At 68.2% G+C, this 25,555-nt stretch carries 23 protein-coding genes, 1 tRNA gene and 1 pseudogene; 16 read left to right on the top strand and 9 right to left on the bottom strand.

What is annotated here, in order from left to right:
* Positions 1-105: 105 nt before the first annotated feature.
* Together B116_RS0105860 and B116_RS0105855 are read left to right on the top strand one after the other, a co-directional pair.
* On the top strand, positions 106-1,389 hold the full coding sequence (locus B116_RS0105860; protein WP_027659464.1) for an LLM class flavin-dependent oxidoreductase: 1,284 nt from the start codon (positions 106-108) through the stop codon (positions 1,387-1,389).
* Positions 1,386-2,192 (top strand): alpha/beta fold hydrolase, encoded by an 807-nt coding sequence (locus tag B116_RS0105855; protein ID WP_027659463.1) that lies wholly within the window; start codon positions 1,386-1,388, stop codon positions 2,190-2,192. The genes B116_RS0105860 and B116_RS0105855 overlap by 4 nt, the downstream gene beginning before the upstream one ends.
* A gap of 116 nt (positions 2,193-2,308) precedes the next feature.
* Here B116_RS0105855 and B116_RS0105850 read toward each other — a convergent pair whose 3' ends face one another.
* Complete coding sequence (locus B116_RS0105850; protein ID WP_018719881.1) at positions 2,309-3,706, bottom strand: pyridoxal phosphate-dependent decarboxylase family protein; 1,398 nt, start codon at positions 3,704-3,706, stop codon at positions 2,309-2,311.
* A gap of 180 nt (positions 3,707-3,886) precedes the next feature.
* Here B116_RS0105850 and B116_RS27310 point away from each other — a divergent pair.
* From B116_RS27310 to B116_RS28105, 6 genes and pseudogenes are all read left to right on the top strand, one after another.
* A tRNA-OTHER gene (locus B116_RS27310) sits at positions 3,887-3,969 on the top strand.
* Between the two features lie 164 nt (positions 3,970-4,133).
* Positions 4,134-5,273, top strand: a complete 1,140-nt coding sequence (locus B116_RS0105845; protein WP_027659462.1) for an acyl-CoA dehydrogenase family protein — start codon at positions 4,134-4,136, stop codon at positions 5,271-5,273.
* A 25-nt stretch (positions 5,274-5,298) separates the two neighbouring features.
* Positions 5,299-5,811 carry a hypothetical protein gene (locus B116_RS0105840; RefSeq protein ID WP_027659461.1) on the top strand — a complete coding sequence of 171 codons (513 nt, stop codon included), beginning with the start codon at positions 5,299-5,301 and terminating at the stop codon, positions 5,809-5,811.
* Positions 5,808-6,368, top strand: a complete 561-nt coding sequence (locus B116_RS0105835; protein WP_027659460.1) for a flavin reductase family protein — start codon at positions 5,808-5,810, stop codon at positions 6,366-6,368. Before B116_RS0105840 ends, B116_RS0105835 begins: the two co-directional genes overlap by 4 nt.
* Positions 6,369-6,387: 19 nt before the next feature.
* Positions 6,388-7,377, top strand: coding sequence for a ferritin family protein (locus tag B116_RS0105830; RefSeq protein WP_027659459.1), 990 nt, complete (start codon positions 6,388-6,390; stop codon positions 7,375-7,377).
* A gap of 343 nt (positions 7,378-7,720) precedes the next feature.
* Positions 7,721-7,846: pseudogene (locus B116_RS28105) on the top strand (methylated-DNA--[protein]-cysteine S-methyltransferase); the annotation flags it as partial.
* A 25-nt stretch (positions 7,847-7,871) separates the two neighbouring features.
* Here B116_RS28105 and B116_RS0105825 read toward each other — a convergent pair.
* Positions 7,872-8,054 (bottom strand): hypothetical protein, encoded by a 183-nt coding sequence (locus tag B116_RS0105825; protein WP_027659458.1) that lies wholly within the window; start codon positions 8,052-8,054, stop codon positions 7,872-7,874.
* A gap of 17 nt (positions 8,055-8,071) precedes the next feature.
* The gene (locus tag B116_RS0105820) at positions 8,072-9,070 is read right to left on the bottom strand and encodes a bifunctional lysylphosphatidylglycerol flippase/synthetase MprF (RefSeq protein ID WP_082312737.1); all 999 of its coding nucleotides are present in this window, start codon (positions 9,068-9,070) and stop codon (positions 8,072-8,074) included.
* Between the two features lie 280 nt (positions 9,071-9,350).
* Here B116_RS0105820 and B116_RS0105815 point away from each other — a divergent pair, with 280 nt between their 5' ends.
* From B116_RS0105815 to B116_RS0105790, 6 genes are read left to right on the top strand one after another with little or no spacing between them, the layout of a single operon-like run.
* Complete coding sequence (locus tag B116_RS0105815) at positions 9,351-10,541, top strand: sulfotransferase family protein (protein ID WP_027659456.1); 1,191 nt, start codon at positions 9,351-9,353, stop codon at positions 10,539-10,541.
* Positions 10,538-11,767, top strand: coding sequence for an ABC transporter substrate-binding protein (locus B116_RS0105810; protein ID WP_018719889.1), 1,230 nt, complete (start codon positions 10,538-10,540; stop codon positions 11,765-11,767). The genes B116_RS0105815 and B116_RS0105810 overlap by 4 nt, the downstream gene beginning before the upstream one ends.
* A complete protein-coding gene (locus B116_RS0105805; protein WP_027659455.1) occupies positions 11,764-13,458 on the top strand; it encodes a thiamine pyrophosphate-dependent enzyme in 1,695 nt (564 codons plus the stop codon). Before B116_RS0105810 ends, B116_RS0105805 begins: the two co-directional genes overlap by 4 nt.
* Positions 13,455-14,843: a pyridoxal-phosphate dependent enzyme gene (locus B116_RS0105800; RefSeq protein WP_018719891.1), complete on the top strand. Its 1,389-nt coding sequence runs from the start codon at positions 13,455-13,457 to the stop codon at positions 14,841-14,843. Before B116_RS0105805 ends, B116_RS0105800 begins: the two co-directional genes overlap by 4 nt.
* Positions 14,840-15,994 (top strand): Glu/Leu/Phe/Val dehydrogenase dimerization domain-containing protein, encoded by a 1,155-nt coding sequence (locus tag B116_RS0105795; RefSeq protein WP_027659454.1) that lies wholly within the window; start codon positions 14,840-14,842, stop codon positions 15,992-15,994. The genes B116_RS0105800 and B116_RS0105795 overlap by 4 nt, the downstream gene beginning before the upstream one ends.
* A gap of 18 nt (positions 15,995-16,012) precedes the next feature.
* On the top strand, positions 16,013-17,428 hold the full coding sequence (locus tag B116_RS0105790) for a class-II fumarase/aspartase family protein (protein ID WP_027659453.1): 1,416 nt from the start codon (positions 16,013-16,015) through the stop codon (positions 17,426-17,428).
* Between the two features lie 9 nt (positions 17,429-17,437).
* Here the strand turns inward: B116_RS0105790 and B116_RS0105785 are convergent, their stop codons facing one another.
* The 3 genes from B116_RS0105785 to B116_RS0105775 all read right to left on the bottom strand — a co-directional run bounded on the left by B116_RS0105785 (position 17,438) and on the right by B116_RS0105775 (position 21,423).
* Positions 17,438-18,187, bottom strand: coding sequence for an SDR family NAD(P)-dependent oxidoreductase (locus B116_RS0105785; RefSeq protein ID WP_027659452.1), 750 nt, complete (start codon positions 18,185-18,187; stop codon positions 17,438-17,440).
* 203 nt (positions 18,188-18,390) lie between these two features.
* Positions 18,391-19,188: an AfsR/SARP family transcriptional regulator gene (locus tag B116_RS0105780; RefSeq protein ID WP_026321298.1), complete on the bottom strand. Its 798-nt coding sequence runs from the start codon at positions 19,186-19,188 to the stop codon at positions 18,391-18,393.
* Positions 19,189-19,902: 714 nt separating this feature from the next.
* A complete protein-coding gene (locus B116_RS0105775; protein WP_027659451.1) occupies positions 19,903-21,423 on the bottom strand; it encodes an MFS transporter in 1,521 nt (506 codons plus the stop codon).
* A gap of 140 nt (positions 21,424-21,563) precedes the next feature.
* Here B116_RS0105775 and B116_RS24720 point away from each other — a divergent pair, with 140 nt between their 5' ends.
* Positions 21,564-22,238, top strand: a complete 675-nt coding sequence (locus B116_RS24720) for a dTMP kinase (protein ID WP_050591833.1) — start codon at positions 21,564-21,566, stop codon at positions 22,236-22,238.
* A gap of 453 nt (positions 22,239-22,691) precedes the next feature.
* Here B116_RS24720 and B116_RS0105765 read toward each other — a convergent pair whose 3' ends face one another.
* Complete coding sequence (locus B116_RS0105765) at positions 22,692-23,093, bottom strand: nuclear transport factor 2 family protein (protein ID WP_027659450.1); 402 nt, start codon at positions 23,091-23,093, stop codon at positions 22,692-22,694.
* Positions 23,094-23,279: 186 nt separating this feature from the next.
* Between B116_RS0105765 and B116_RS24715 the strand changes: the two genes are divergently transcribed.
* The gene (locus B116_RS24715) at positions 23,280-23,735 is read left to right on the top strand and encodes a RidA family protein (RefSeq protein ID WP_050591832.1); all 456 of its coding nucleotides are present in this window, start codon (positions 23,280-23,282) and stop codon (positions 23,733-23,735) included.
* On the opposite strand, the gene B116_RS26260 is transcribed toward B116_RS24715, so the two are convergent.
* Positions 23,678-24,355, bottom strand: a complete 678-nt coding sequence (locus B116_RS26260; RefSeq protein ID WP_082312736.1) for an NUDIX domain-containing protein — start codon at positions 24,353-24,355, stop codon at positions 23,678-23,680. The two genes, B116_RS24715 and B116_RS26260, sit on opposite strands and share 58 nt — an antisense overlap.
* A 781-nt stretch (positions 24,356-25,136) precedes the next feature.
* The coding region (locus B116_RS24710) for a RidA family protein (RefSeq protein WP_033667320.1) at positions 25,137-25,555 on the bottom strand (419 nt) is incomplete at its 5' end.

Raw genomic sequence — 25,555 nt, 5'->3', positions numbered from 1 at the left:
ACCAACCCCCGCGTCCGGTATTTCCGCCCTGAACGGGCGCAGACGACAGGCACTTCTGCCTTATCGCGGACGGGTGAATCGGTTGATCTATTGCCGGAGGGTGACGTGAGGATAACGCTGTTCGAGCAGGCGCCGTACCGCTATCTCCCGGCGGATTTCGAGGAGCGGTTCGACTCGGTCTGCGACACGCCGTACGCGCTGGTCGATCCCCACCGCATGTACGAGTCGATGCGTTCGTTCCTGGACGAGCTGATGGTCGGGGCCCGTTCCGGTTTCGACGCGCTCCTGGTCACAGAGCATGGCCAAAGCGCCTACGACGTGATGCCCAATCCCGACATCGTCGCCGGTGCACTGGCATACGCCACCGAGCTGGAGGGGCTCAATGTCGGGATCATGCCACTGGGCCGCACGTTGGGTAAAACCCACGAGCCGGTCCGGGTGGCCGAGGAGTATGCACAGCTCGACGTGGTGAGCGGTGGCCGGCTGATCGCGGGCTTTCCGGTCGGCCTCGGCTACGACGTGACGATCAACAACGGCGTGCCACCCATCGAGGCGCGGGGACGGTACGAGGAGAACCTAGACCTGGTGCTGCGTGCCTGGAGCGACCCGGCGCCGTTTCCGTGGAACGGCCGGTACAGCCGCTATCCCCAGGTCAACATATGGCCGCGGCCGTTGCAGTCGCGTCCGCCGCTGTGGGTCACCGGCATCGGCAACCCGCGCACCATGCAGATGACGCTCGACCGGGACTTCGGCTTCAACTACTTCGGCTTCTCCGGCGCCAAACTGACCGGCAAGCGCATCTTTCCCCGGTTCTGGGAGCTGGTCGAACGCTCCGGCCTCCCGGCTAACCCGTATCGGGTGGGCTTCCTACAGACCATCGCGGTAGCCGACACCGACGCCGCGGCGGACCGCCGGTACGCCGAGCACGCCGAGTACGCATTCCGCAAGGGCCTCGGCTCGATCCCTAGCCACCTGCTCGGTATCCCCGGCGGGATTGACATTCAGGGCCTGCGGGCGGTCTTCGCCGACCCCGGTGACGTCGGCATGTCGCGGCAGATGCGCGGGGCGTCCTACCGGGAGCTCGTTGCGGCCGGCGCGGTGATCGCCGGCAGCCCGGAGACCGTAGCGGAGCAGCTGTTCGCGTTCTGCCGGGAGCACCGGATCGGCAACCTGCACGCCATGCTCGGCTTCGGTTCGCTCCCCACCGAGCTGGTCCGCGACAACATCCAGCTGTTCGCGGAGGCGGTCGCGCCGCGACTTCGTCAGTTGTGGAGTGACACGGACTACGCCCACCACTGGTGGCCCGAGCGCCTGGGGGGCCGCCCAAGTGCGACGACCGCCGCGCCCGCCACTCAGTCAGACAACCGGAACGAGAGGACCGTCGCATGAGCACCAGCTTGCCTTCGGTACGCCGCGAGGCGGTCACCGTCCTCGGCGGACGGCTCACGGTCGAGGTGCAGATCGCCGGCACCGGTGCGCCCCTGGTCTACCTGCACCAGGCCGGTGGTTTCGGTTGGGATCCGCTGCTGCGGCACCTGACCGAGCGGTACACCGTGTACGTCCCGGAGTTCCCCGGAACCAGTCCCGACGACCCGCACGCCATCCGGCGGGTAGCGGACTGGTCGGACCTGGTGCTGGCCTACCAGGAGGTGATCGGGCAGCTCGGGTTGCAGCGCCCGGTACTGGTCGGTGCCTCGTTCGGCGGGATGCTCGCCGCTGACCTGGCCGCGCACTTCCCCGAACTGCCGGGCCGGGTGGTACTGCTGGCCCCACTCGGGTTGTGGCTCGACGACGCCCCCGTCGTCAACTGGAACGCCGTAGCCCCGGACAAGCTGCCGGCGCTGCTGTTTCACAACCTCTCCAGCGACCTGGTCAAGGCGGTTCTACAACTGCCCACCGATCCAGAGCAGATGCGCGCCAGGATGGTCGCCCGAATCTGGGCGTACGGTTGCAGCGGCAAGTTCGTGTGGCCGTTCCCAGAGCACGGTCTGCGCCGCCGGCTGCACCGGATCACCGCCCCCGTGCTGCTCATTTGGGGACGTCAGGACCGCATCGTTGACGTCCAGTACGCCAAGGAGTTCACCGCGGTGGTCGGCGACTGCACGACGGCCGTGCTGGAGGAGTGCGGACATTTGATCCAGCTCGACCAGCCGCAGCTCACCATGGCGACGCTGGACAACTTCCTCGCCTGAGGCGGGTATCGCGACGAGGCCTGACCCGCAGCGGCACCGGACCGGTGCGGGCCGCCCCGGGCGACCCTGGCCTACTCAAGGAGGTCTTCAACCGCACGGGCATTTGTCGCCTCCGGCTACGGGTGCAGGACTTCAGTCACGGTGGCCGCGATGCGTGCGGCGGTGTCGTCGACGTCCGTCGCTGTGGTCTGCCACGAGCTTACCGAGATTCGCATCGCGGCGAAGCCCTGCCACATCGTGCCGCCGAACCAACAATCGCCGGAGCTTTGCAGTCGCCGGATGACGGTACGGGTGATCTCATCGTCGTCACCGAAGCGCACCAGCACCTGATTGAGCGGGCCGTCGTTGAGGACCCGCACCCCCGGGACGTCGCGCAGTTGGTCGGCGAAGCGTCGGGCCAGTGCGCAGCACCGCTCGACCTGCTCGGCGACCCCGCTACGGCCGAGCGTGCGCAGCGTCGCCCAGACCGGCAGGCTGCGAGCCCGGCGGGAGAAGTCCGGCACCCAATCGATCGGATCGCGTTCACCAGGTGCGGGGTCCGGAAGGTAGCTAGGCCGGCCGCTGAGCATCGCCGCGCGATGGGCGTCCGGGTTCGCCACGAAGACCAGTCCGCAGTCGTACGGCACGTTCAGCAGCTTGTGTGCGTCGGAGGCCCAGGAGTCCGCGTGCTCCACCCCGGCGACCAGGTGGCGCAGTTTGGGGCTGGCGGCCGCCCACAGCCCGAACGCGCCGTCCACGTGAACCCAGGCGCCGTACTCATGAGAGATGTCGCAGACCGCACCAACCGGGTCGACGGCCCCGGTGTTCACATCACCGATTTGAGTGCAGACGATCGTTGGGCCCTCGCAGTGGCGCAGGATCTCCGGCAGCCGGTCGGCGAGCATCCGGCCGTGAGCGTCGGTGGGCACGAGCCGGGTGTTGGCCACTCCGAAGCCTAGATAGCGCAGCGCTAGGTCGACGGTGAGGTGGCGCTGTTCCGAGGCGACCACGTTGACCAGCGGTGCGCTCTGCAGACCGTCGCGTTCCACGTCCCAGCCGACCTCTTCCAGCACGGCGTGCCGGGCCGCCGCCAGCGCGGCGACGTGCGCCATGGCGCAGCCGGTCGGAAAGCCGACGGAGGTACCGGGTGGCAGCCCCAGCAGGTCGACCAGCCACTCCGCGGTCACCTGCTCGGCGGTGGCCACGGCCGGGCCGAGGTCGTACACGCCACTGTTCTGATCCCAAGCGCTGACCAGCCAGTCGGTGGCGATGGACACCGGGTGAGTGCCGCCGACGACGAAGCCGAAGAACCGCGGCCCGGAGCTGGCGACTACGCCGCCCTCCTCGGCCGCCTGGTTCAGCAGCGCGATCGTCTGCTCGGCCGGTGCCGGGCCCTCGGGCATGGTGCCGCCGAGTAGCTGCACGAGCTGCTTCGGGCTGGCGGTCGCGCCGACGCGTCGGGTGGGCAGACTGTCCAGATAAGCGGTGGCGTAGCCGGCGGCGAGACCCAGCAGCCGATCATGCGCATTATCCATGCGTCCGACAATATCGACCGGTTCCTGATCGGACGCTGACCGAAACGTTTCTCCGGCGCAGCACGCCGACCCGGGAACCGATGTCAGTTGATCGTCAGTATCGGGTCAGCACCAGTCTGCAAAGATTGTCTCAGCAAGGCGGCGGGAGATCTCACCAGCCGAGCCGGCCGCCGCGCTGAAGGAGAGGTGCCCAGAGCGGCCTAATGGGGTCCGGGTAACCGGAAGGGCTTCGGCCCACGCAGGTTCGAATCCTGCCCTCTCCGCACATGCAGCGAGCGCCCGGGTACGCCCGGGCGCTCGCTGCATTCCTACCCGATTTGCTTTCGTCAAGACGGCGTCAGTCGTCGGTCAGCGCAGTTTGTCAGATTGAAACCGGGCTCGAAACAAGTGGCTGGACGGTGCCTTTCGACATTAAGGAGTGTTACAGATGCGTTCTCTCACGGTGGCACGGGAAGTGTGCGAGCGGCTCCATCCCGGGTTGCTCGCGGCGTTGGAGCAGATGCCGCTTCACGAGCGCGAGGCGGAAGGCAGTCGAATCGTCGAGGTGTTCCGTGCGCACGGCGGTCCGGGGCTGCTGGTGCCCCGGCGGCACGGTGGATCAGCCGCAGACCCCCTGGACGCGGTACGTGTACAGCGGGCGGTGTCGGCGTTGTCGCCGTCGCTCGGTGTGGGCCTGGCCATGCATCACTTCACCGTCGCCATGTTGTTCGCGCTCGCCGAGACTGCCGGGCGGCTGACCGACGCGCAGCTGAAGGTGCTTTCGGGCATCGCCAACGACGGACTGCTACTCGCCTCCGGCTGGGCGGAGGGACGTACCGATCAGAACATTCTGCTGCCGTCGGTCGTGGCGCGGCCGACCGACGGCGGCTACCTGGTCAACGGCAGCAAGAAGCCGTGCAGCCTGTCGGCGTCGATGAACATCCTGACCGCCAGCGTTTCGCTCCCCGGACCGGATGGCCGGAGCAACCTGGCCCTGTTGTTGATCCCTGCTGAATCGGTGGGCATCAGCACGACGCCCTTCTGGGTCAGCCCGATCCTCGCCGCCGCGCAGAGCCACGAGGTGCGGCTGGAGAACGTCTTCGTTCCGCAGGAACTGGTCATCCAGAGCACCGCCGAGGACGAGAGTCGGCTCGACGACCTGCAGACCGTCGGCTTCACCTGGTTCGAGCTGCTGGCCACGTCCATCTATGTCGGTGCCGCATCGCAGCTGGTGGCGCAGCTGGTGGCGACCGGTCGGGGCAGCGTCTCGGACCGGGTCGGAGTGGCCCTGCGCCTGGAGGCCGCGGTCGACCTGGTGGAAGGCGCTGCCCGGGCGATGAACGACGGGGTCACCGGCGACGAGGCGGTGGCGTCCGTACTCGTGGCCCGGTACGCCGTGCAGGATCTGCTCGTCGCCGCGGTCAATGACGCCGCGGAACTGTTGGGCGGGTTGACCTTCATGCGCACCTTCGACGTCGCGTACCTGATGTCTGCCGTGCGGGCCCTGGCGTTCCACCCGCCATCGCGCACCAGCACCGTCGAGGCGCTCGGTGACTACTTCGCCGGCGCTCCGCTCAATTTGTCGTGACCGCCTCTCGGGAAAGAGGACCACCATGGACCAGAAGAATCCGTATGAATCGCCGCTGACGTTCCGTCTACACCGTGCCGAGTACCTGGTGGGCTTCGCGATCTCGATCGTGCTGATCCTTGTCCACTTCGATGAGATTCGTTGGATTCCCTTCATCGTCCTGTTCGCGGTCATCGACCTGGTGGGCTACATCCCCGGAGCCATCGCGTTCCGCCGCAGCCCGGACGGGCGGATCTCGAAGGTCTACTACGTGCTGTATAACACGATGCACAGCCTGATTACCCTGACCGCCCTGGTCGGTCTGTGGCTGTGGCTGATCGGCCCGGAGTGGGCCCTGTTGGCGATCCCATTCCACGTTTTCGGCGACCGTGGGGTGTTCGGCAACTTCCTTAAGCCGTTCGGCCGGCCCTTCGAGCCGGTCTCCAACGCCGCGTACGACCGGATCGTCGCGATGCTGCGGGCCGGCTCGGCCGGGACCAGCCGGGTGCCCGCCCCTGAGGAGCCGGCGCCGGTCGGCAGTGTCGGGGCGGCGCGGTGACCGACCAGGCACAGAAGCGCGGCGCCGTCGCCGGCGGGGAGGTGGTCGATCTCGGGTCGCCGGCCCGCGCCGCGCTGCGCCGGTTGGCCTCGGGAGTGACGGTGCTGACGGTCCACCACGACGGCACCGCGCACGGTGCGACGGTCAGCGCGATCGTCGCGGTCTCCCGCGATCCGCTGGTGCTCGGTGTCGCGCTGCGCGTCTCGTCGACGTTCACTGCCCTGACCGAGAAGGCTGGCGCCTTCTGCGTCAATGTGCTGGGCCGCTACCAGACGGACCTGGCCACTCACTTCGCCGATCCGCTGCGACCCACCGGCGACGCCCAGTTCCACAACCTGACGTGGCATCCGGATCCGCACACCGGGGCGCCGCTGATCGACGGGTGTCTGTCCCACCTGTCCTGTCGAGTCCGTGAACTGCACCCGGTGGGCGACCACGATTTGATCTTCGCAGATGTCGTGGAGGGCCGACACCACCGGGGCGAGCCGCTGTTGTCGTACGCCGGCCGCCTGTACCCCCACGTCTCCGTGGCCCTGCCCCCGAGCTTACAGAGCTGACCAAGAGGAGTTGATCATTGTGACCGAGATGGTTGCCACCGAAGCGGACTTCGACCACGCGCCCGGCCTGCTGGACGGTGCCGCCAACCTGGCTCTGACAGTGCAGCAGTGTGACCTCGGCTACTGGTTCCGGGAGGTGGCCCAGGGAACCCTGCGCGGTCGGCCGCTCGGCTACTCCGGCGAGCTGGTCACCCCCGACTACATGCGCGAGCCCGGCCCGCTCAACGAGGCGCTGCGCTTGGAGCTGGCGTACCGCTCGCTGGATGAGGAGGCCGCGACCCGGGTTTTGGCCTACTACGTGACCACCGCCCCCGACATTCCCGAACTCGAGTTCTTCAGCACCCAGCTGCTGGACGAGGCCCGTCACCATATGATCTTTAGGAATCACCTGCTCAACGTAGGTGTGCCCAGAGGCGAGCTGATGGACTTCGTGCGCCGTGCCGGCGCGGAATACCAACGCAGGGTTCTGCGACCGGTGCAGGACTTCGCGATCACGCTCGTGCGGGACGAGGGGGACTTCGTCGGCGCGGTCGTCGCCTTCGCGGTCATCATCGAGGGGGTTCTGGCAGCCTCCACCGAACTCAGCGAACGCAAGTGGGGTGTGCTGGACCCGGTCGCGGGGGAGATCGCCCGGGGCGCCGCCATTGACGAGATTCGTCACCTGGCTGTCGGCAGCTCGTACGTACGGGACCACTTGATCAAGCACCCGGAGGATCGGGGGCACGTGCTCGAGGTGCTGCGCCGGGGCCGGCAACTGTGGGATCAGCTGGAGGACGAGGAGTTCGTCATGCACCGGGAACGGCTGTTCCAGGAGGGTATGCAGCCGCATGCCGAGGCGTTGCGCGACTACGAGATCTTTCCGGGACGCCGGCTGATCGACACCACGCCGCAGGAGCGCTGGGACCTGGCGGCGAAGTGGAACGATGACCTGGCCGACGCCCGGCTGAGGTTCATGGGCCTACCGGAGGCGATCGATCTGCTGCGGGCCAAGGCTCCCCGGATCTTGTGAGGGTCGACCGAGCAGTCGATGAGGCCAGCGATGGGTGCCCGCTCGACTGCGCACCCGCTGCGCCCTATCTGGACCACGTCCCAAGGCGGATTTGTCATGACCACCTGACTCTGTTTCCCCGTTGGCTACGCCGCGATCAGCTGACACGTGGCCCGGAGAACGGCGGACCCTCGTCGGCATGAAACCTCGAACGTCATCGACCCGGCACATTCTGCTCATTACCATCGCGACAGGGTTCGCACGTGCGTCCACACTCAGATCAGGAGGGTGCGAGCGCGTTCTGCTGCTTCCGGTACGAAAGTGAGGAGCCGGATGGGTGCCGACGTGGGCTTCGCGATGTTCGATAACTCCGATCCCCACTCCGGAGCAGGTAGCGGATCTGGGGGAGCGGTGGCGGCCGTACCGGACGGTGGCCAGCTGGTACCTGTGGCGGGTGGTCGAACTGGAGCGGAACCCGGCAGGCGGATGAGCCGCACCGGGCCCCTACGGAAGCCTTAGGACGATGCGCCGGCGTCGTAGGAGCGGCGCAGCAACTGTTCCAGTTCCGCGAGCACCTGGTCGGCCGTAGCACCCGCCGCACGGTCGTCCGGTGCGGCGGCGCAGTCCCCGAAGCACTCGGCCAGTCGTTCGCTGAGGGCCTCGATCTCGGCGTTGGACACGTTGACCTCCTCAATCATCTTGTTGGGGGCCGGGCTCACACGGCGTTGCAGGCGCGGAAGATCGCGACCAGCGCGGGGATACTCGCGCCGTGCTGGAAGCCGATGTATTCACCCGTGATGTGGCTGGGGGCCCACTTCTGCTTGTATGCCAGTTGGGTCTGTGCGGGGTAGACCGCCTCCCCGTGCTGCCACAGGTAGCGCATGAACTGATGGAAGGCGCGGCTGTAGTCGCCGAACCGGGGCAGTCTCTCCAACTCGGTGAAGGGCGTGAAGCCGAAGTGCAGCCAGTGCACGCCCTCGGCGATGAACGTGTCGATCGCCGCCCGGTTGATCGCCTCCATCGTGCCGGGCGGTGCGTCCGGCTGGCGGCGGGTCAGGTCGTGCAGCCATCCCTGGTGGGCGCCGTACACCGGCGAGTAGGTGATGTAGCCCATGAGTCGGTCGCCGATGGCCGCCACGAACAGCCGGCGCAGCGACTGGTGGCGGTCGCCGTACTGGCCCACCAGGAATTCCAGTGGCTTGGCACCCTCACCCTTGGTGCCTAGCCAGGCGGCGTCCAGCGCCTGCACCCGCTCGTACCAGTCCTCCAGCGGTGCCTCCCGGACCACGAGGCCGGTTCGGTGGGCCCGAGAGATCTTGTTGCGGAGCTGCATGAACGCCGTCCCCCGCAGCGAGAACCGGGTCAGGTCGACGGCGAACGAGGCACCCATCTGGTTGACCGTGAATCCGCCGGCGAGGTAGTCGGGGGCGTCGGCGGCCTGGATCTGAACGGCGACCACCTCGCGATCGCGCTCAACGGCGAACGCGACGAACGCGTTCAGCAGCTTGCCGCGGTCGCCCGGTGCGGCGAACGGGCCGGCGAACTGCACCAGGTACCGCCCCGCCTCGCGGTAGACGATGACGCCCGGGATCCCCTCCGCGTGGAAGTACCGGTTACCCGAGTTCAATGCTAGGAATGCACTCGGATTGTCTGACTCCGTATAGTCCTGGAGGGCTGCCAGGACGATTTCGGATTCGCTGGGTGAACCGTTCATAATGTCGTCCCATCTGACGCGGTGGTCGATCCAGTTATTGCACAGGTGAGTGCTGCGGAACAAGGGTTACGCGTGTGGGAGTTCGGTCAGGCTGCCGTCAGTGTCCCGTCAGGATGACGAATGATAATGGCGTCCGTTCGTGTAAAAACGGTTATGGGGAGCGTCAGTGCGATGTCAGTAAACGGTAAGTATGGGCTGCCAAAATCGCCGTCATAACTCTTCACGCCTGCTGGCGTAATGACCCGCCGCCGTCCCGAGGTAATTGCGGAAGGTAGGGACCGTGACCCGTTCACTGGACCGAAACGATGCGCGGTCGCTCGATCCTGACGAGATGGTCCGGCTGGCCTCGGACACGCTGGGTGGCGAGCCCGATGAGGATCCGGAGGTCGTCGCCGGACTGCGCCGGCTCACCGCCGCGTTGGACGCGGAGGCCCGGCTGACCGATGACGGACTCGCCCGGACCCGCACGGCCCTCGTGCAGGCGCTGACCAATCACCATCGAGTACGCCACATGATGGCGTCCCGGCCCCTTCCCCCTCTACCGCGGCCGTTGGTGATCACGGGCTTGCTCCGCACCGGCACCACGTTCCTGCACAACCTGCTGTCCCAGCACCCAAAGCTGCGTACGCCGAGGCTATGGGAGCTGATGCACCCGGCGGATCCCCGTCCCGAGTCGCAGTTGGTGCGCGAGTGCGAGCGGTACGTCGCGGAGTACTACCGCGCGGCGCCCGGCTTCCGCGCCATCCATCACCTCGACGCGAGGCACGGCGAGGAGTGCCACCGGCTGACCGCCAACACGTTCCGGCACTTCATCTACGGCCTGCGGTACCGGGTGCCCGGCTATCTCGGCTGGCTGGCGGAACAGCCGATGGCGCCCGCCTACGCGCATCACCGTGCCGCCCTACAGTGTCTGCTCGCCCGGCCCACTGCGGACGCCGACGCGGCAGAGCCGTACGCGGTGCTGCTGAAGTGCCCGTCGCACCTGTGGCACCTTGATGAACTGACCCGGAGCTTCCCGGACGCCACGGTGGTCCGGCTGCATCGCGATCCGGCGGTGGCCATACCGAGCGTGTGCAGCCTGACGGCGACCATCCGGGCGGCCCGATCCCGCCAAGTCGACCCCGCCGAGATCGGCCAGGAGTGGCTGGCGCGGGTGGCGGCGGTGCTACCCGGCCTGCGCCGCGGCCGCGGCGGGAACGCCTGGGCGCCGCTGGACGTGCGCTACGCGGACCTCGTCGCCGACCCGCTCGGCGTCGCCGAGCGGGTGTGTGACCACGCCGGGGTACCGATGACCGACGCCGCCCGTGACGCGATGACCCGGTTCGTCATCGCGGGGGCCGGTCGGCCGCAGGAACGCCACCGGTATCGGGTCGAGTCGTTTGGCCTGCGCCCGACGGAGCTGGCGGACCGCTTCTCCGGCTACCTAAGCGAGTTCGAGTTGACCCCGGAGTTCGAGGAAGGACGATCGTGACCGCAACCGCAGACAACGCCCACACCCGCGCCACCGTCATGGTGGGGAAGGTCAACCAGAGCGCCGGGGACGACCCGGTCCGCATCGGCATCCTCACCCCGCTGACCCCGCCGGGCGACCCGACCGCCGGTGAACTGGTCGTCCGGGGCGCCTGTTTGGGCGCGGAGTACGTCCGTGAGCACGACCTCGCCGGCGGTCGCGGCGTGCAGTTCGTGCTCTACGACGACCAGGCCACCGCCGCGCAGGAGGGCATGGCCCGCTCGTCGGCGGCGCAGATGACCAAGCTTGCCCTCGTCGACGACGTGGTCGCGGTGATGGGACAGTGGCACCTGCGGACCACCCCGTGGGTGGTCGACGTGGCGACCCGTTACGACGTGCCGATCTTCATCGAGAACGGGCACAGCGACGTCACCGCAGAGCGGCGTCGCAACGTCTTTCGCGCCTACTTCAGCATCGCCGACCGGGTGCCGGTGATGCTCGACTTCGCCGCCGCGCAGGGCATGCGTCGGGTCGGTCTGATCGCCTCCGACACCGTCTTCGGCCAGATGATGGCCGACACCCTGGTCCGGTACGGGACCGAGCGGCACGGCATGGAGTTCCTGCGCTTCGACTTCCCGCAGGACGACACCGACAACTTCACCGAGCAGCTCAAAGGCATCCAGCAGTTCGAGCCCGACCTGTTCATCAACGGCGGCGTCGTCCGCACGAACTATCTGATCATCGAGCAGGCAGCGGCGCTGGGCATCCTGCCGGGTACCCCGATGATGGTGACCTTCGGCTTCCCGCTGCGGTCGGAGGACTTTTGGCGCCTCTCGGGGCCGGTCGGCGTCGGCACTATGTGGCCGGCGATGCGCTACCGACCGTCGTGGCAGGGACTCACCGACGTCGCGCACTGGTTCATTGACCGGTACAGCACCCGGTATGGATCGTTTCCGCCGGACACCGCGCTGACCCACTTCACCGACGTCACCGTCATCGCCCGGGCCGTCGCCGCCTCGTCGGGCAGCCGGGCCGACGTTCTCGACGCGCTGGAGCGAATGCCGTTCGACACGTGGCGCGGTCCGATCCGCTACGAGCGCGGCGCCGAGCACTGGCACCACGCGGCGCCGGAACTGGTGCTACTGCAGTACCAGCGGTTGGGGCAGACGTTCGATGAGTCGGCGATCATCTTCCCGCGGACGGAGGCCACGGCACCGTACCGGGCGCCCGGAGGGGGCGGGGTATGACCGACGCCGACGGCGCGCCGGCACCGGTCCCGGCCGGCGCGACCGTCGTGGCCAGCCTGCGGGGGTACGACGTCGATCGGGTGTTCTGCGTCGCCGGGGAGAGCTACCTGCCGATCCTCGACGCCCTGCATGACGAGCCCCGGGTGGACGTGGTGACCTGCCGGCATGAGGGATCGGCCGGCTTTATGGCGCTGGCCGACGCCAAGCTTGCCGGCCGGGTCGGGGTCGCGTTGGTCAGCCGAGGGCCCGGCGCAGCCAACGCCGCGATCGCCGTGCATGCCGCCCGCGAAGACGGTGCCCCGTTGCTGCTTGTGGTGGGCGGTGTCCCGCGGCGTAATACCGACCGCGATCCGTTTCAGGGCGTGGACTGCGGCCGGCTCTTCGGCGGCGTCGCCAAGGCGGTGTGGACGTTGCATGACCCGGCGGACACCGCCGAGTTCGTCGCCCGCGCTGTGCGCACCGCCGAGTCCGGCACGCCCGGACCGGTCGTGCTGACCGTGCCGGAGGACGTCATCGGCCGCGCCGACCCGCTTGCCCTGCCGGCCTGCCGAGCGGCGGTCGCCCTGCCCCGGGTCGGCGCGGCGGCGTTGGGCCGGGCCGCTGAGCTGATGGCTGGGGCGCGCCGCCCGCTGCTGATCGCCGGCCCGCAGCTTGACCATCCGCGCGGCCGGGAGGCTGTGCGTGCGTTCGCCGAGCGGCACGCGGTACCGGTGGTCACCGCGAACAAGTGCCAGCACCTGCTGCCCAACCGCCACCCGCACTACGCCGGGCACCTGCACAACGCCACTCCCGCGACGCAGGCCGCGGCCTTCGGTGCCGCCGACGTCATCCTGGCCGTCGGCACCGCTTTGGACGGCACCACCACGCTGCGGCGGCGGCTGCCTGCGCGGGGACAGACCCTGATCCACGTCCACCCCGATCCGGCCTGGCTGGACACCTACCACCCGGTCACGCTCGGTGCCGTCGGCGATCCCGCCATGTTCCTGACCGACCTGACCGGAGAGCCAGCCGTACCGGACAGCCGGGCCGAGTGGATCGCCCGGCTGCACCGAATCGAGGCCGACAAGGCCGTCTGGCGACCCGTCACGGCGCCGGACGGTGTGGTGTTCGGCGAGGTCGCCGCGGCACTCGACGAGTTGACCGGCGGGCATCTCACACTGGTGGTCGACTCTGGCACGTTTACCAGCTGGCTCTACCGGTATGTCCGCCTTGGCGAACGCGGCCGCCTGCTCGGCGTCGCGTCCAGCGCGATGGGCTTTGCTGTTGGCGCCGGTATCGCGGCCGGACTGCGGGACGCGACCGTACCGACCGTCGCGGTGGTCGGCGACGGCGGACTGGTGATGAACCTCGGTGAGCTGACAACCGCGGTGCAGCGACAGGTGCCGGTCACCTACGTAGTCGCGGACAACCGCAGCTATGCCACCATCCGCCTCCATCAGGAACGTGACCATCCGGGCCGACCGATCGGTACCGAGCTGGCCAACCCGGACTTCGCCTGGCTGGCCGAGGCGTTTGGCGCGCTCGCATTCACCGTGCAGCACCCGGGCGAGGTGCGCCCGTGCCTGGCGAAGGCCCTCGCGTATCCCGGCCCCGCACTGGTGTGGGTGCGGACCAGCCTCGAATTCACCACCGCGTACCGCCGCCTGTCGACGGTGTCGGAAGCACGCCGTGCCGGGGGAGGGGCGTCGTGAAGTACCACGAGTCGATCGTGGACCTGATCGGTGACACACCGCTGGTCCGGCTCCACCGGATCACCGCGGGCCTGGCACCGCTGGTGCTCGCCAAGTTGGAGTCGCTCAACCCCGGCGGCTCCGCAAAGGACCGGATCGCGCTGCGCATGGTGGCCGAGGCCGAGGCCGCCGGCCAGCTGGGTCCGGGCGGGGTGATCGTCGAGCCGACGTCCGGCAACACCGGCGTGGGGCTGGCGATGGTGGCGCAGGCCCACGGCTATCGATGCGTGTTCACCTGCCCCGACAAGGTGGCCGAGGAAAAGCGGGCATTGCTGCGCGGCTACGGCGCCGAGGTAGTGGTGTGCCCGTCCACCGTGCCGCCGGAGCATCCGGACTCCTACCGCAGCGTCGCCGCTCGGCTGGCCACGGAAATCCCTGGCGGCTACTCGCCCAATCAGTACGCCAACCCGGCCAATCCAGACTCACACTATTCCGGCACCGGCCCGGAGATCTGGGCGCAGACCGACGGACGGATTACCCACCTGGTGGCTGGGATCGGCACCGGTGGCACGATCAGCGGCATCGGCCAGTACCTCAAAGAGGTCTCCGGCGGGCGGGTACGCGTCATCGGGGCGGACCCGGAGGGGTCGGTCTACAGCGGTACGCGGGCCCGACCGTACCTGGTTGAGGGAGTCGGCCAGCCGTCGCTGCCCGGGTCGTACGACCCGTCGGTGCCCGACGGGGTGTTGGCGGTCAGCGATCGCGACTCCGTGCTGTACGCCCGACGGTTGGCGCGTGAAGAGGGGATCCTGGCTGGCGGTTCGAGCGGCATGGCCGTTGCCGCCGCCGTACGGTTGGCCAGACGTTGCCAGCCGCAGGACGTGATTGTGGTCGTCGTGCCCGACACCGGACGCGGCTACCTGTCGAAGGTCTTCGACGAGGGGTGGGTGCGCCGGCACGGCTTCGTCGCCGACCCCACCTCGGCGCGCTGTCTCGGCGCCGCGCTCGACACGGTGACCGACCGGCCGGCGGCCGTTGTCGTGCATCCGCAGGAAACGGTCGCCGGCGCGCTGAAGTTGATGGCCGACACCAGCCTGTGCCACCTTCCGGTGACGGCGGCGGAGCCGCCGATTCGGCTCGTCGAGGTGTCGGGCACCGTGTCCGAGCCTGGCCTCGCCCACCTGCTCGCCACCGGTGCGGTGGCGGTGCATGACGCCATCGGCCCGGTCGTCGATCCGCCCCTGCCACACGCCGGCGCTGGCGAGGCGCTGGACGACGTGCTCGGGCGGCTTCGCGCCGCCGGTGCGCTACTGGTCCTCGACGGCGGCCTGCTCCGCGGCGTCGTGACCGCCCGTGAGGTGGCAGCGCTGCTGCGCCGCACCCAGACGGAGGACGACCGACCATGACCACTGTGCTGAGCTACGAAGACCACCGGTCGGGCCTTCGTGGCTGGCTGGTCTACGACAGGGTCGAGCGGCCGTTGGCAGCAGGCGGTTGCCGCGTGCAGCCCGGGCTCGACGTCACCGAACTGGGTCGGCTCGCGCAACGGATGACGTTGAAGCAGCGGGTCCTGGGGCTCAACGTCGATGGCGCGAAGTGCGGCCTGGACCACCACCCGCGCAGTCCCGACAAGGGCGCCGCGTTGCGTGGCTTCATCGGCTTTCTCCGTGACGAGCTGGGCTCGCGGTTCAGTATGGGTCCCGACATGGGCACCGAGTGGGCGGAGCTGCAACAGCATGCCCGCACCGTCGGCATCCCCTCGGTCAAGTACGCGATCGCCACCGCACAGGGGCTGACCAACGAGGAGTTCTTCACCCGGATGGCGCGGTTGGACGAGATGGTCGGGCCGTTGGCGGTCAGCCAGCGCCGGGCCGGACATGCGGTCGCGCACGCCGTCATCGGGGCGGCACGGGTGATCGACCTGTCGGGCCCGCTGCGCTGTGCGGTGCAAGGCTTCGGCAACCTGGGCCGGGCGACGGCGCTGACGCTGCACGAGGCCGGCGCACGGGTCATCGCGGTAGCCGACGAGTTCGGTACGGTCACCGACTCCGCCGGCCTGGACGTCGTCCGTATGCTGGCCGACCCGACCGGCACGCCGGTGCCCCAGCTCGGCGTGGGTGGCCGGCCGGAGGACATCTTCGCCGCTCCGGCCGACGTGCTGGTGCTGGCCGCCTGCGCCGACGCCATGTCGATGGCGCAGGCGATGCGGTGCCAGTTCCCCGCAGTGGTCGTGGGGGCGAACTGCGGCCTGTCCGCCGAGGCCGAGCAGGCCCTGTACCACTGCGGTGTGTTCGTGGTACCGGACTTTATCGGTGGCATCGGGGGGTCGGCGTCCATGGAGGCGTTGTTCGGCCCGCGACAGGTACCGAGTGGTCAGGGGGTCCTGAATGCGCTGGCCGGCATCATGCGCGAGCTGATTGGGCAGATCGCCGACACCGCGCGCCGCGACGGCCTCACCCCGCGGAAGGCGGCGCTGGACCTGGCCGCCGCGGCCCGCATCGACACCGCAGCCCCGCCGTACGGCGGCTGTCCGTACCTGAGCGAAGCCAAGCTCTGACGAAGGCGAGGTAGAGCTGTGTCCGAGACCCAAGCCGGCAGCTGCCGGCACGAACGAGGCCACATCACCGACTCCCGTTTCTACGGCAACCGCTACGCCACTCCGGCGTCTCGGCGGATCTTCTGCGACACCTGTCGGCACCAGCGGTGGCTCGACATCGAGGCGGCCCTGGCGCTGGCCGAGGCGGAGGTCGACCTGATACCCCGGCGGGTGGCGGACCAGATCGCCATCTCGGCGGTGCTGTCCAAGATTGACTTGGACGAGGTGCAGGCGCAGATCGAGAGCTCGGGGCACTCCCTGGTCGGGCTGCTGCGGGCCTTCGAGACCGCCTGCGGACCGGAGGCGGGTCAGTTCATCCACTACGGCGCGACCACCCAGGACATTCAGGACACCGGGCAGACGTTGGAGATGCGTGACGTGCTCGACGAGGTCGAGCCGGCGCTCGACCGGCTGCTCACGCGCTTGGCAGCGCTCAGCGAGCGGCACGCCGGCACGGTCGCACTCGGTCGCACCCACGCTCAGCCGGCGCTGCCGATGGGTTTTGGGCTGAAGCTGTCGAGCTGGCTGGACGAGCTGCTGCGGCACCGCGAGCGGCTGAATCAGATGCGGGCGCGGGTCCTCGTGGTGCAGCTGTTCGGCGGCTCGGGCACCATGGCCGCGTTCGGTGACCGCGGCCCGCAACTGCTTGAACGGGTGGCAGCCCGACTCGGGCTGCACGTGCCGGAGGTCGGCTGGCACGTGGCCCGGGACCGGGTTGCTGAGTTCGTGACCGGGCTGGCCATGCTGACTGGCACGCTCGGGCGGATCGCCGACGAAGTCCGGACGCTGTCGCGGCCGGAGTTCAACGAGGTGCGGGAGGCGTGGTGGCACGGCAAGGTGGGCAGCAGCACAATGCCGCACAAGCGCAATCCGGAACGCTGCGAGCAGGTCGTGGTGATGGCCCGGCTGGCAGCCGCCCAGTCCGGTCTCGCACTGGCGGCCATGATCGGTGACCACGAACGTGACTCCCGCTCGCTGCGGCTGGAGTGGGCGTGCGTTCCCGACGTCTCCCACTACTGTCTCGCCGCGTTGGGGATCGTCGTGGAGAGCGTCGAAGGCCTGACCATCAACACCGACCGCTTGGAGCGCAACGTTGTCGCGGTGGCCGACCAGGTTATGTCGGAGCGGCTAATGCTGGTGCTGGGCCGCCAGTTCGGCAAGCAGCATGCGCACGAACTCACGTATCAGATTACCCAGGAGGCGTTCCAACAGGGGCGGCGGGTGCGCGACCTGCTCGCCGAACGCCCCGACCTGATGAGCGCCATGGCACCGACCACGATCGAGGAAATATTCGACCCGGGGTCGTACCTTGGCGCGTCCGCTGAGTTGACCATGCGGACGGTCGCCGAGGCGCGTAAGCGGTTGGGAGCGCAGCGCACGGGCTCGCCAGCGTGACGGCGTGCTCTAGCCCCGCCCGGCGATCGCACCGCCGTTGACCTGCAGGATCTGGCCGGTGACGAAGCCGGCCGGCGCACTGGCCAGGAAGCTGACGGCGGCGGCGACCTCGCGTACCTCGCCACCGCGACGCATCGGCGACTGCTGTACGCGGCTAGCGTGGAATCCCGGCGACATCCGGTCGCCGTAGAACTCGGTCTCCGGGATGTAGCCGGGCGCGACGACGTTGACGGTGACGCCTTCCGCCGCGAGCAGGTTGGCCAGCTCGATCGACCACGGATGCAGGGCCGCCTTGGCCCCGCCGTACGTGGCGGGGCCGCGGAAGGCCGCGATCGACGTGACGGTGACGATCCGACCGCCGGGCCGCCGCAGCGCGGGCAGCAGCGCGTGGGTCAGCAGCACCGCCGGCAGCACGTTGGCGTCGATGTTGGCCCGCCAGTGCTCACCGACCTCGGTCAGGTCCTGCGGCGGGACGGGGGCGACGTTGCCGCCGGCGTTGTTGACCAGCACGTCGACGATGGCGCCGCCGTCGGTGATGTCGGCTGCGGCGGCGCGGACCTGCTCGACCTGGGTGAGGTCGGCCGGCACCGCCCTTACCCGGTGCGCCCCGACATCAGCGTTGATCTGCGCTACGGCCGCCCGCAACGGCTCCGGCCGGCGGCCGAGGATGACGACGTCGGCACCGTCGGCGGCCAACTCCGCTGCCACCGCCCGGCCGATCCCGGTTCCGCCTCCCGACACCACCGCCAACCGAGCCATCCGGTCCTCCCAGAGTCTGTCCGACGCGTGGGCGTGTCGATCGTAGCGGCCCGGCAGCTCCGTCGATATCCCGCGAGCCGGTTTGAGAAGAGGCGATACCGAGCGAGGAGTCGGCCGCCGGTTCGCGACGGCCTGGGTCCGTTCGTGCGGTGTCGAAGGCTCCGGCGGCGGCGCCGCAGTGTGTGCCGCCGGGGTGCCGATGGTCAGTCGCCCTTGCTGAACACCGGCGGGGCGGCCTGCTGGAACAGCAGCGGATCGTGGTCGAGGATCGCCTTCTCGTAGCGCCGGAGCACGGGCGAGGTCTCCATGCCCAGCTCGTCGGCGAGGTGACGGCGGAGGTGGCGGTACACCTCGAGTGCCTCGGCCTGGCGCCCGGCGCGGTAGAGCGCGACCATGAGCAGGCTGCACAACTGCTCGCTGGTGGGGCTCTCGGCCATCAGTCCCATCAGCTCGGGGATAATCCGCGCCTGGTTGCCATTACGCAGCTCCCGGTCATAGAGCAGTTCGAGGGCGGTGGTGCGGATTTGCTGGTAGCGGGCGGCCGCTGCCTGGCAGATTGCACCACCGGTCAGACCACCGAAGATCGGGCCGCGCCACAGTTCCAGCGCGCTGCGTAAGTCGCGGATGTCGCGCCTTAGGTCCGTACACGGCCGGTCCTGGATGACGTTTACTGTGCGTTCGAACGACAGCACGTCCACCTCGGACCAGGAAACCATCATCCGGTAGCTGGACACGGTGGTGATCAAGCGGCTTTCCGGGCGTTCGGGTTCCAGCCGATTGAGCAATCGCCGAATGCGGCTGACCTGGGCCTGCAGAGCGTTCTCCATCTTGGCGGGCGGCGTCGGCCCCCATAGCTCCTCGGAGAGGGCTTCGATGGTCACGGGCCGGTTGTTGGCAGCGATCAAGGCCGCTAGCAGCGTCTGCTTCATGACCCCGGTGATCCGCTGAACGGTGGTACGGGTACGGGCCTCAATGGTTCCGAGCACCAGGAAACTGGTCACTTCCTGCTTCTCCGATCTGGAACGCCGGAAACTACCGGTCGGATGAATCACGTCCACTCTGGTCGGGTAGATCGTCAGTTCTTCCTTGAACAACCTGTAGCGTTTCAGGATACGCCGATCCCTCAACCACTTGTCTCGAGCGTCTTTGCCTAAGGTCCCTTTGCTACTGCCATGATGCCCGAATCATCGCTACGAGGAAACACATTGCCGAAATGGAGTTCAAATCCGTCGGATCTCTAGTCAATCCTGTCATAAATAACAAAGATTATCAATATAAGGTGCTCTGGTGAGTTTCAAAGGGCTAAAAACGCAGACAGGGTCCTGCCGTTAGACCGTGTGTCGTTTGGGGTTGTAGAAGCGCAAGGTCATTCGTTGACCGAGTGGGGATGACGTGGAGAAGTACTGCCCGGAGGCGTTCACTCCAGTCCGAAACCCCGCCGATCGGCACCTCGGGTGCTGCCGCCAGGCCGGCGCCCCCCGCCGGCAGCTGGGACACCACCCGGATCCTCACCGGCCTGCGTCCGAGGGGGTGCGGTTCGTGTTTCAGATGTCAGTTCCCGAACGTGCCACCATCAACTGTTGCTCGGCACTCTTGACGGAGGCCGAGCGTCGTTTCGGCCGGGCATCGACGGAACGTAACACGCTGTCTACGGCAGGGTGAGCCCGCTGCCGCGGGTGCGGCAGGTGCACCCGCCGGCGTCGGTGGGCCCGCCCTCACCCCGGCTGTGACTCACGTCCGTGCCGCCGGCGGCTGCGGAGCAGGCGGGCCCAGGTCCAGATCGAGTCGACCAGGAAGATGATCAGCCAGATTCTGCTGGCTCCCAGCTGCCACGACGCGTCGCCAAGGTCGCCATTGAGCGCCTCCAGCAGGGTGTAGCGGCCACTTGCGACCGCGGCGAGCCAGGAGTGGCCGAGTGCCGCGAAGGCCACCTGCCCGGCGATGAACACGGCCGACCGGACGGTCCAGCGACGCCGCAGCTCGACCGGCGAGTGGCGGCGCTGCGGTGGCGGCGCCGGTGGCACTGTCTCCGCCGCCGGCGTCGCCACCAGGTCCGCAGCACCCGACGGCTGGGGTGGTGGCCGGTCCGGCACACCGACCCGGCGCAGTGCGGCCGGGACGAGCGCCGCTCCCGCCACGAGTACGCCGGCCGCGCCGACGCAGGCCCCGCGCCATCCGCCGCTCTGGTAGAGCGCGCCGGCGCTCAGCGGGCCGAGGACCGCGCCGAGCAAAGTCGCGCTCTGGTAGATCCCCATGCCGCGCCCGAGGCTGCCGTCGGAGGCCTCCGCGGCGATGGTCTGCTCCACCGGGATCGCCGCAGCCAGGCAGGCGGCGGAGACCGCCCACAGTGCCCCGATGGCCACCGGGTTGGCCGCGAAGGCCAGCCCCACGGCGACGATGGCGCTTGCGATCAGTGAGGAGGTCAGGGTTGCCGCACGTCCGATCCGCCGTACGACTGCGTGTAGGCGCAACGGCAGTGCGGTGAGGATGACGAAACCGGGCAGGAACACCAGGCTGATCTGGCCGACGGTGAGACCAAAACCCCGCTGTAGATGCAACAAGAGCAGCAGGGAAACCCCAAACTCGACGGTGGCGGTGACCGCCACCACCACGAGCAGTGGGCGCAGCCGGCGGGCGACCTGACGCAGGTCGACCTGTGCGCGTGACGGTCCGCCGGCCGGTGTCGGGCTGGACAGGAGCAGCACCGCGGCGAGCAGGCAGGCAACCCCGGCGGTGCCGAAAACCAGCTGGTACCGGTCGTTGTCGAGGAGTGTCAGTGCGACGAGGAAGCCGATCCAGATGCCGGTTCCCTCGGCAGATAGCAGCCGGCTGTAGATCGCCGCGTCGTCGCGCAGGTGCTCACCCACGCGCGCCCGCAGCGCCACCCAGAACAGCGCCCCACCGACTCCGCCACAGACAGCAGCGCCGAACGCCACGCCAAGGTTGGTGGCGAGCGCGTACCCAAAGAGTGAAAGCCCGAAGAGGACTGCGCCAGCCGCGGCTACCCGCGCCCGGTCGAAGCGGTCGGCCAGGACCCCGGCGGCCGGCCGACCCAGCAGGGACAGCAGCGCCTCGGTCGCGGCCAGCGCACCGATCTGACCGGCGGTTGCGCCGATCGCCGTACCGGCCCACAGCGGCAGAAGGAAGTCCAGGACCTCGGCCGGACCCCGCGCCAATGCCGCCGCAGCCATGACCCGAAGACCGCGACGGTGACCTGCGGTCTGGGCCGGGGACATGAACGCTTCCTATCAGGATGCGACAACTGCAACAAGCCCCTACCCCTCATGAACCACCAGACCGAGATACCTGACAGCCGCCCTAGCCTCGGCTGAACTACGGTACGACCATGCCCGGTCCTTCCAGGAAAGGCTGACACGTGTTTGACCTGAACGTTCCCGGCCAGCTGATCGTCATCGTCGGCATCGACGGAGCAGGCAAAACCACACAGGTCAAGGAGCTCACATCATGGCTCAACTCACTCGATGTTCCCGCATGTCAACTGCTGAACCAGACCCTTCTCCCGGTTCGACAGTCCCTCGACGCGATTGCTCGGGAAGACGGCTTCGAGGATCACCTCGAGATGTTGGGACCGGATGTCATCCGCCTGATCTCGGCATGCAGTAAATTGGCGACGCTCGCCACCCTGCGAGAGTCAGCAGCCGATCCGGAGTCGGTCACCCTGATAGATCGCTACACTTACTGTCAATATGCAGCGGCTCGGTTGCAGCAGGCGAACAACGAGGACTTCATCCGACGCCTCAACCGCGTGCTCCCCACTCCCGACCTGACCGTCTTCCTCGACGTCGATCCAGCCGGCGCTCAACGGCGTATCGAAGGTCGCGGCATCGATCGGGAGAGCATCGACTTTCTCGCCCGCTATCGGGGTGCCTACCTGTCCCTGCCAGAGTTCGACAGCTTTGTCGTCGTGGACGGCAACGGTGGGCGGGAAGCGGTGCAGGGGGCTTTGCGCGAGGTCGTCGCCAAGGCCCTCGACATTCGGGTGCCCCTTCCCCGGACGTCAGCCGTCGTGGCGGCGGACGCTGTCAACTGACGCGGTTGCGGGAGTCTGCCCGGAAGCCGTCACGATCCCACGAGGGCTATCGATGTCCAATCAGACCCACGCGGACGAGCTTCCGGCACTCGCCGGGTCACCGAGGCACGCACGACGGCACTCCCGAGGAAGTCACCTGGTTTCCGGCACTCCTCACGGAGTGCGACCACGAGCAGCAGCTGGGTTCGATCGAACTCACTGGTCGGCCACAACTCACAGACCTGAATGAACCCGTGGGTTCCCAGTGAAGAACCGTCGATTCGCGTGAACCCACGGGAGCCTATGGGTGTTGGTGAGAACGACGACACCAGGGCCAAATAGTTGATCTTCACGGGCCGCCCGGGGCGATCGGCGGTCGTTGAGCTGGTGTCCCGTTAGGGGATCGTCCACCGGGTAGGGGTCGAGGTGGTCGGTGTGGTCGACGGGTGTCACTCGTGCCGCCACCCCGGTGGGCTAGGTCGCGGGAAAGGGTGGCGTGAAGTACCCGCTCAAGGACGTGATCCGCTCGGACTCGTCCACCTCGTACACGAACACGCCGTCGTAGCTGAGTGCCTCGCCTCCAGGCAGCGTGACGGCGACTGACGCCACCTTCGCCGTGGCCTGGGACGAGGGGTATTCCTCGCGTACGACGAAGCGCACGTCCTGGGCGGGCTCGACCAGTGAGTCCCAGAACTGTGCTAGGGCGGCATGCCCCCGGAAGCCCTTTCCGTGCGGGTCAAGCGGCGAACCACCGACCGGGTCGCGCAGCAGCGCGTCCTCGGCGAAGCAGTCGAGCCACGCGGCCCGGTCCTTTGCCATGACAGCACGCATGGCGCGGTCGGATACGGACGTGGCCGGCGAGGTCATACCGGTCATCTCTGCTCCTCTGCATCGCGCATGGCAACTTGCTGTCCGTTGTATACCTGCCAACTTGCATTCACACACGCGAGTTTTCGGCTACGTCGCCTGCTACGGGCGGGTCTGCTGGTTCCCGCTCTGCGGCCCTGCCTCCGGGGTTGGCTGGAGCTGGGTGCGGCTGGGCTGGCTAAGGAGGCGGTCATCATGGCCGTAACCCTGGTTAACCCGAGCGGACTTCCCGTGGTCGACGTGTACCGGCAGGTGTCGGTGGCGACCGGTTCCAAGCTGATTCACGTCGCTGGGCAGGTCTCCTGGGATGCCGACGGTAAGATGATCGGCGAAGGCGACCTGGCTGCCCAGGTCGAGCAGTGCTACCTCAACGTCGGCACCGCGCTGGCTGGCGTCGGGGTGTCCTTCGCCGATGTGGTGAAGTTGACGGTGCATGTCGTCGACTGGACCCCGGAGCGGATGCCGGAGTTGCTCGAGGGCATCGCGCGGGCGTCAGCCAAGCTGGGCACCACACCCCTCGCTCCGGCCTCGCTGTTCGGGGCCGTGGCGTTGGATGTTTCCGAACACCTGGTCTTCCCGGACTGGCGAGCACTTCATCCCAGAACCTCAGCCAGCAGGGCCCGGTCAGCCGGGAATACGTCGCCGTCGTAGTTACTGGCCAGGTATTTGAAGACCGCCGTATAGGTGTGTGCCGGCACCCACCGCGCGCGCCTGGCATCGACCGCGCCGACCACCTTAGGCAATTGGCGGTGGTTGTCGTAGGTGCCCAGGCTCACGCAGGATGTAACAGTGGCCATCCACACCTCGTCGGGTGCCCGGGGATCGGGTATGTAGCGGGCCAACATAAGATGGCGCTCCGGAGACGGTTCCACAACCAGTTGCGCTACTTCCCACAGCTTCCGCCTCGCGGCATCACATGGGTCTTCCTCTGGATCAATGTAGCCACTCGGTAGCGCCCAACCACACCCGTCTAACCGCTCGATCATGACAATCCATCGGCGCTTGACGCCGGTAGAGCCAACAACCTCGGCGGCAGCTAGGGCGTTCGTGCGAAGCCGCTTGCCCCAATACCCGAGTTCGTTGCGCTCGTAACGGATCCCCATTGACGGGGCCGGCGTGACCGGACGACCGCCAATTGTGCGGAACGGAAGCGCCACATGGGCCGGACGGACGGGGCAGTCGACAGTAGTGGGATCCATGATCGGGCCAACCCAGGACTTCCCGGGGACGAGGCTGTCTAGGACACTTGGGTAGCGGTGGGTGTAGTTCACGGCCGTCTCCTCGGTCGATGGTCAAATGCTGTGAAGGGGCACCAAATCCGTCATATTCCGGATCCTGGCTTGCAGCGACCGGCGCCCTGCGGCGGCATGGGTGACGTTGGATCGCCTCGCCCTGGACGCGCTATGGCGAGAGAGGTCAACGCTTAGCGCGCATCCCATCGAGAGGCGCGCCTGTAGCAGATCAGGGGCACTGGCGATAGTGGCGGAGTCCTCGGCGCTTCACCGGTGGCGCCCCAACGCTGGGAAGTCCGCTGTACGGTATTCGGCCGCCCGGCCACGACACCGTCTACGGTTGTCGTGTGCCTCGTTGACACATCGCTTTGGTCGCCAGCGCCGGTGTCTGCACCTGTGCGGATCGTGGAATCGAGGCCACGGCGGTCAGAACGGCGTTAACGTCGCGGAGGTGGGTACAACGCATTGCCGTAGCTAGCGCGGGTGCTGCCCTGAGCAGCGTGCGTGTGGATGGCCGCAGCCGGGACTATCTCGGCACTCCGGAAATCTGGTGCGGTCTCCGACAGCCAAATCCGACTGTCGCAACTCGGCGCGTCCTTGCTGAACGACGGGCCAGGGTGTGGGCCAGCGCCAATTGCAGTTACGCCAGTCCCACCAGGATGATCCGTTATGTACTCACCGATCTGTGGCCGTGTGTCCCGGTGCGGCAGGCCGGCCAGGGGCAGCGGGATGGCCGGGCTCAGGCAGTCCGGGTGAGTCGCTACCGACGCGGCCGAACATCGACGGTTGCCCGTGACGGTTCGGCCGCGTCGTGTCCCTCTCAATCCCGCTTGGGGCCCTTTCCTCGGCCCGGTCCGTCGAGGACTGCGGTGGCCTCGACCTCGACCAGCAGGTCGGGGCCGGCGAGCGCGCTGATGCCCAGGCCCGTCAACGGGGCGGCCAGGGTGACGCCCAGCTTCGCCGCCGCCCGCGCGATCCCCTCTCCCAGGAGCGCCATCTTGTCGGGCGTCCAGTCGACGACGTACACGGTCAACTTCGCCACGTCATCGAAGGAGCCGCCGACCTCGGCCAGGGCGGTGGCGACGTTGAGGTAGCACTGCTCGACCTGGGCAGCGAGGTCGCCCACGCCAACCGTGTTCCCGTCGGCGTCGACGGCGACCTGGCCGGCGAGGAAGACCAGCCGCGACCCGGTGGCGACCGCCACCTGCGAGTAGAGGTCGACCTTCGGTAGCCCTTCGG

It is taken from the genome of Salinispora fenicalii (assembly GCF_000514815.1).
GTDB classification, from domain to species: Bacteria; Actinomycetota; Actinomycetes; order Mycobacteriales; family Micromonosporaceae; genus Micromonospora; species Micromonospora fenicalii.
The sequence above is the reverse complement of the archived record's forward strand: the minus strand, read 5'-3'. Positions and strand labels throughout refer to the sequence as shown.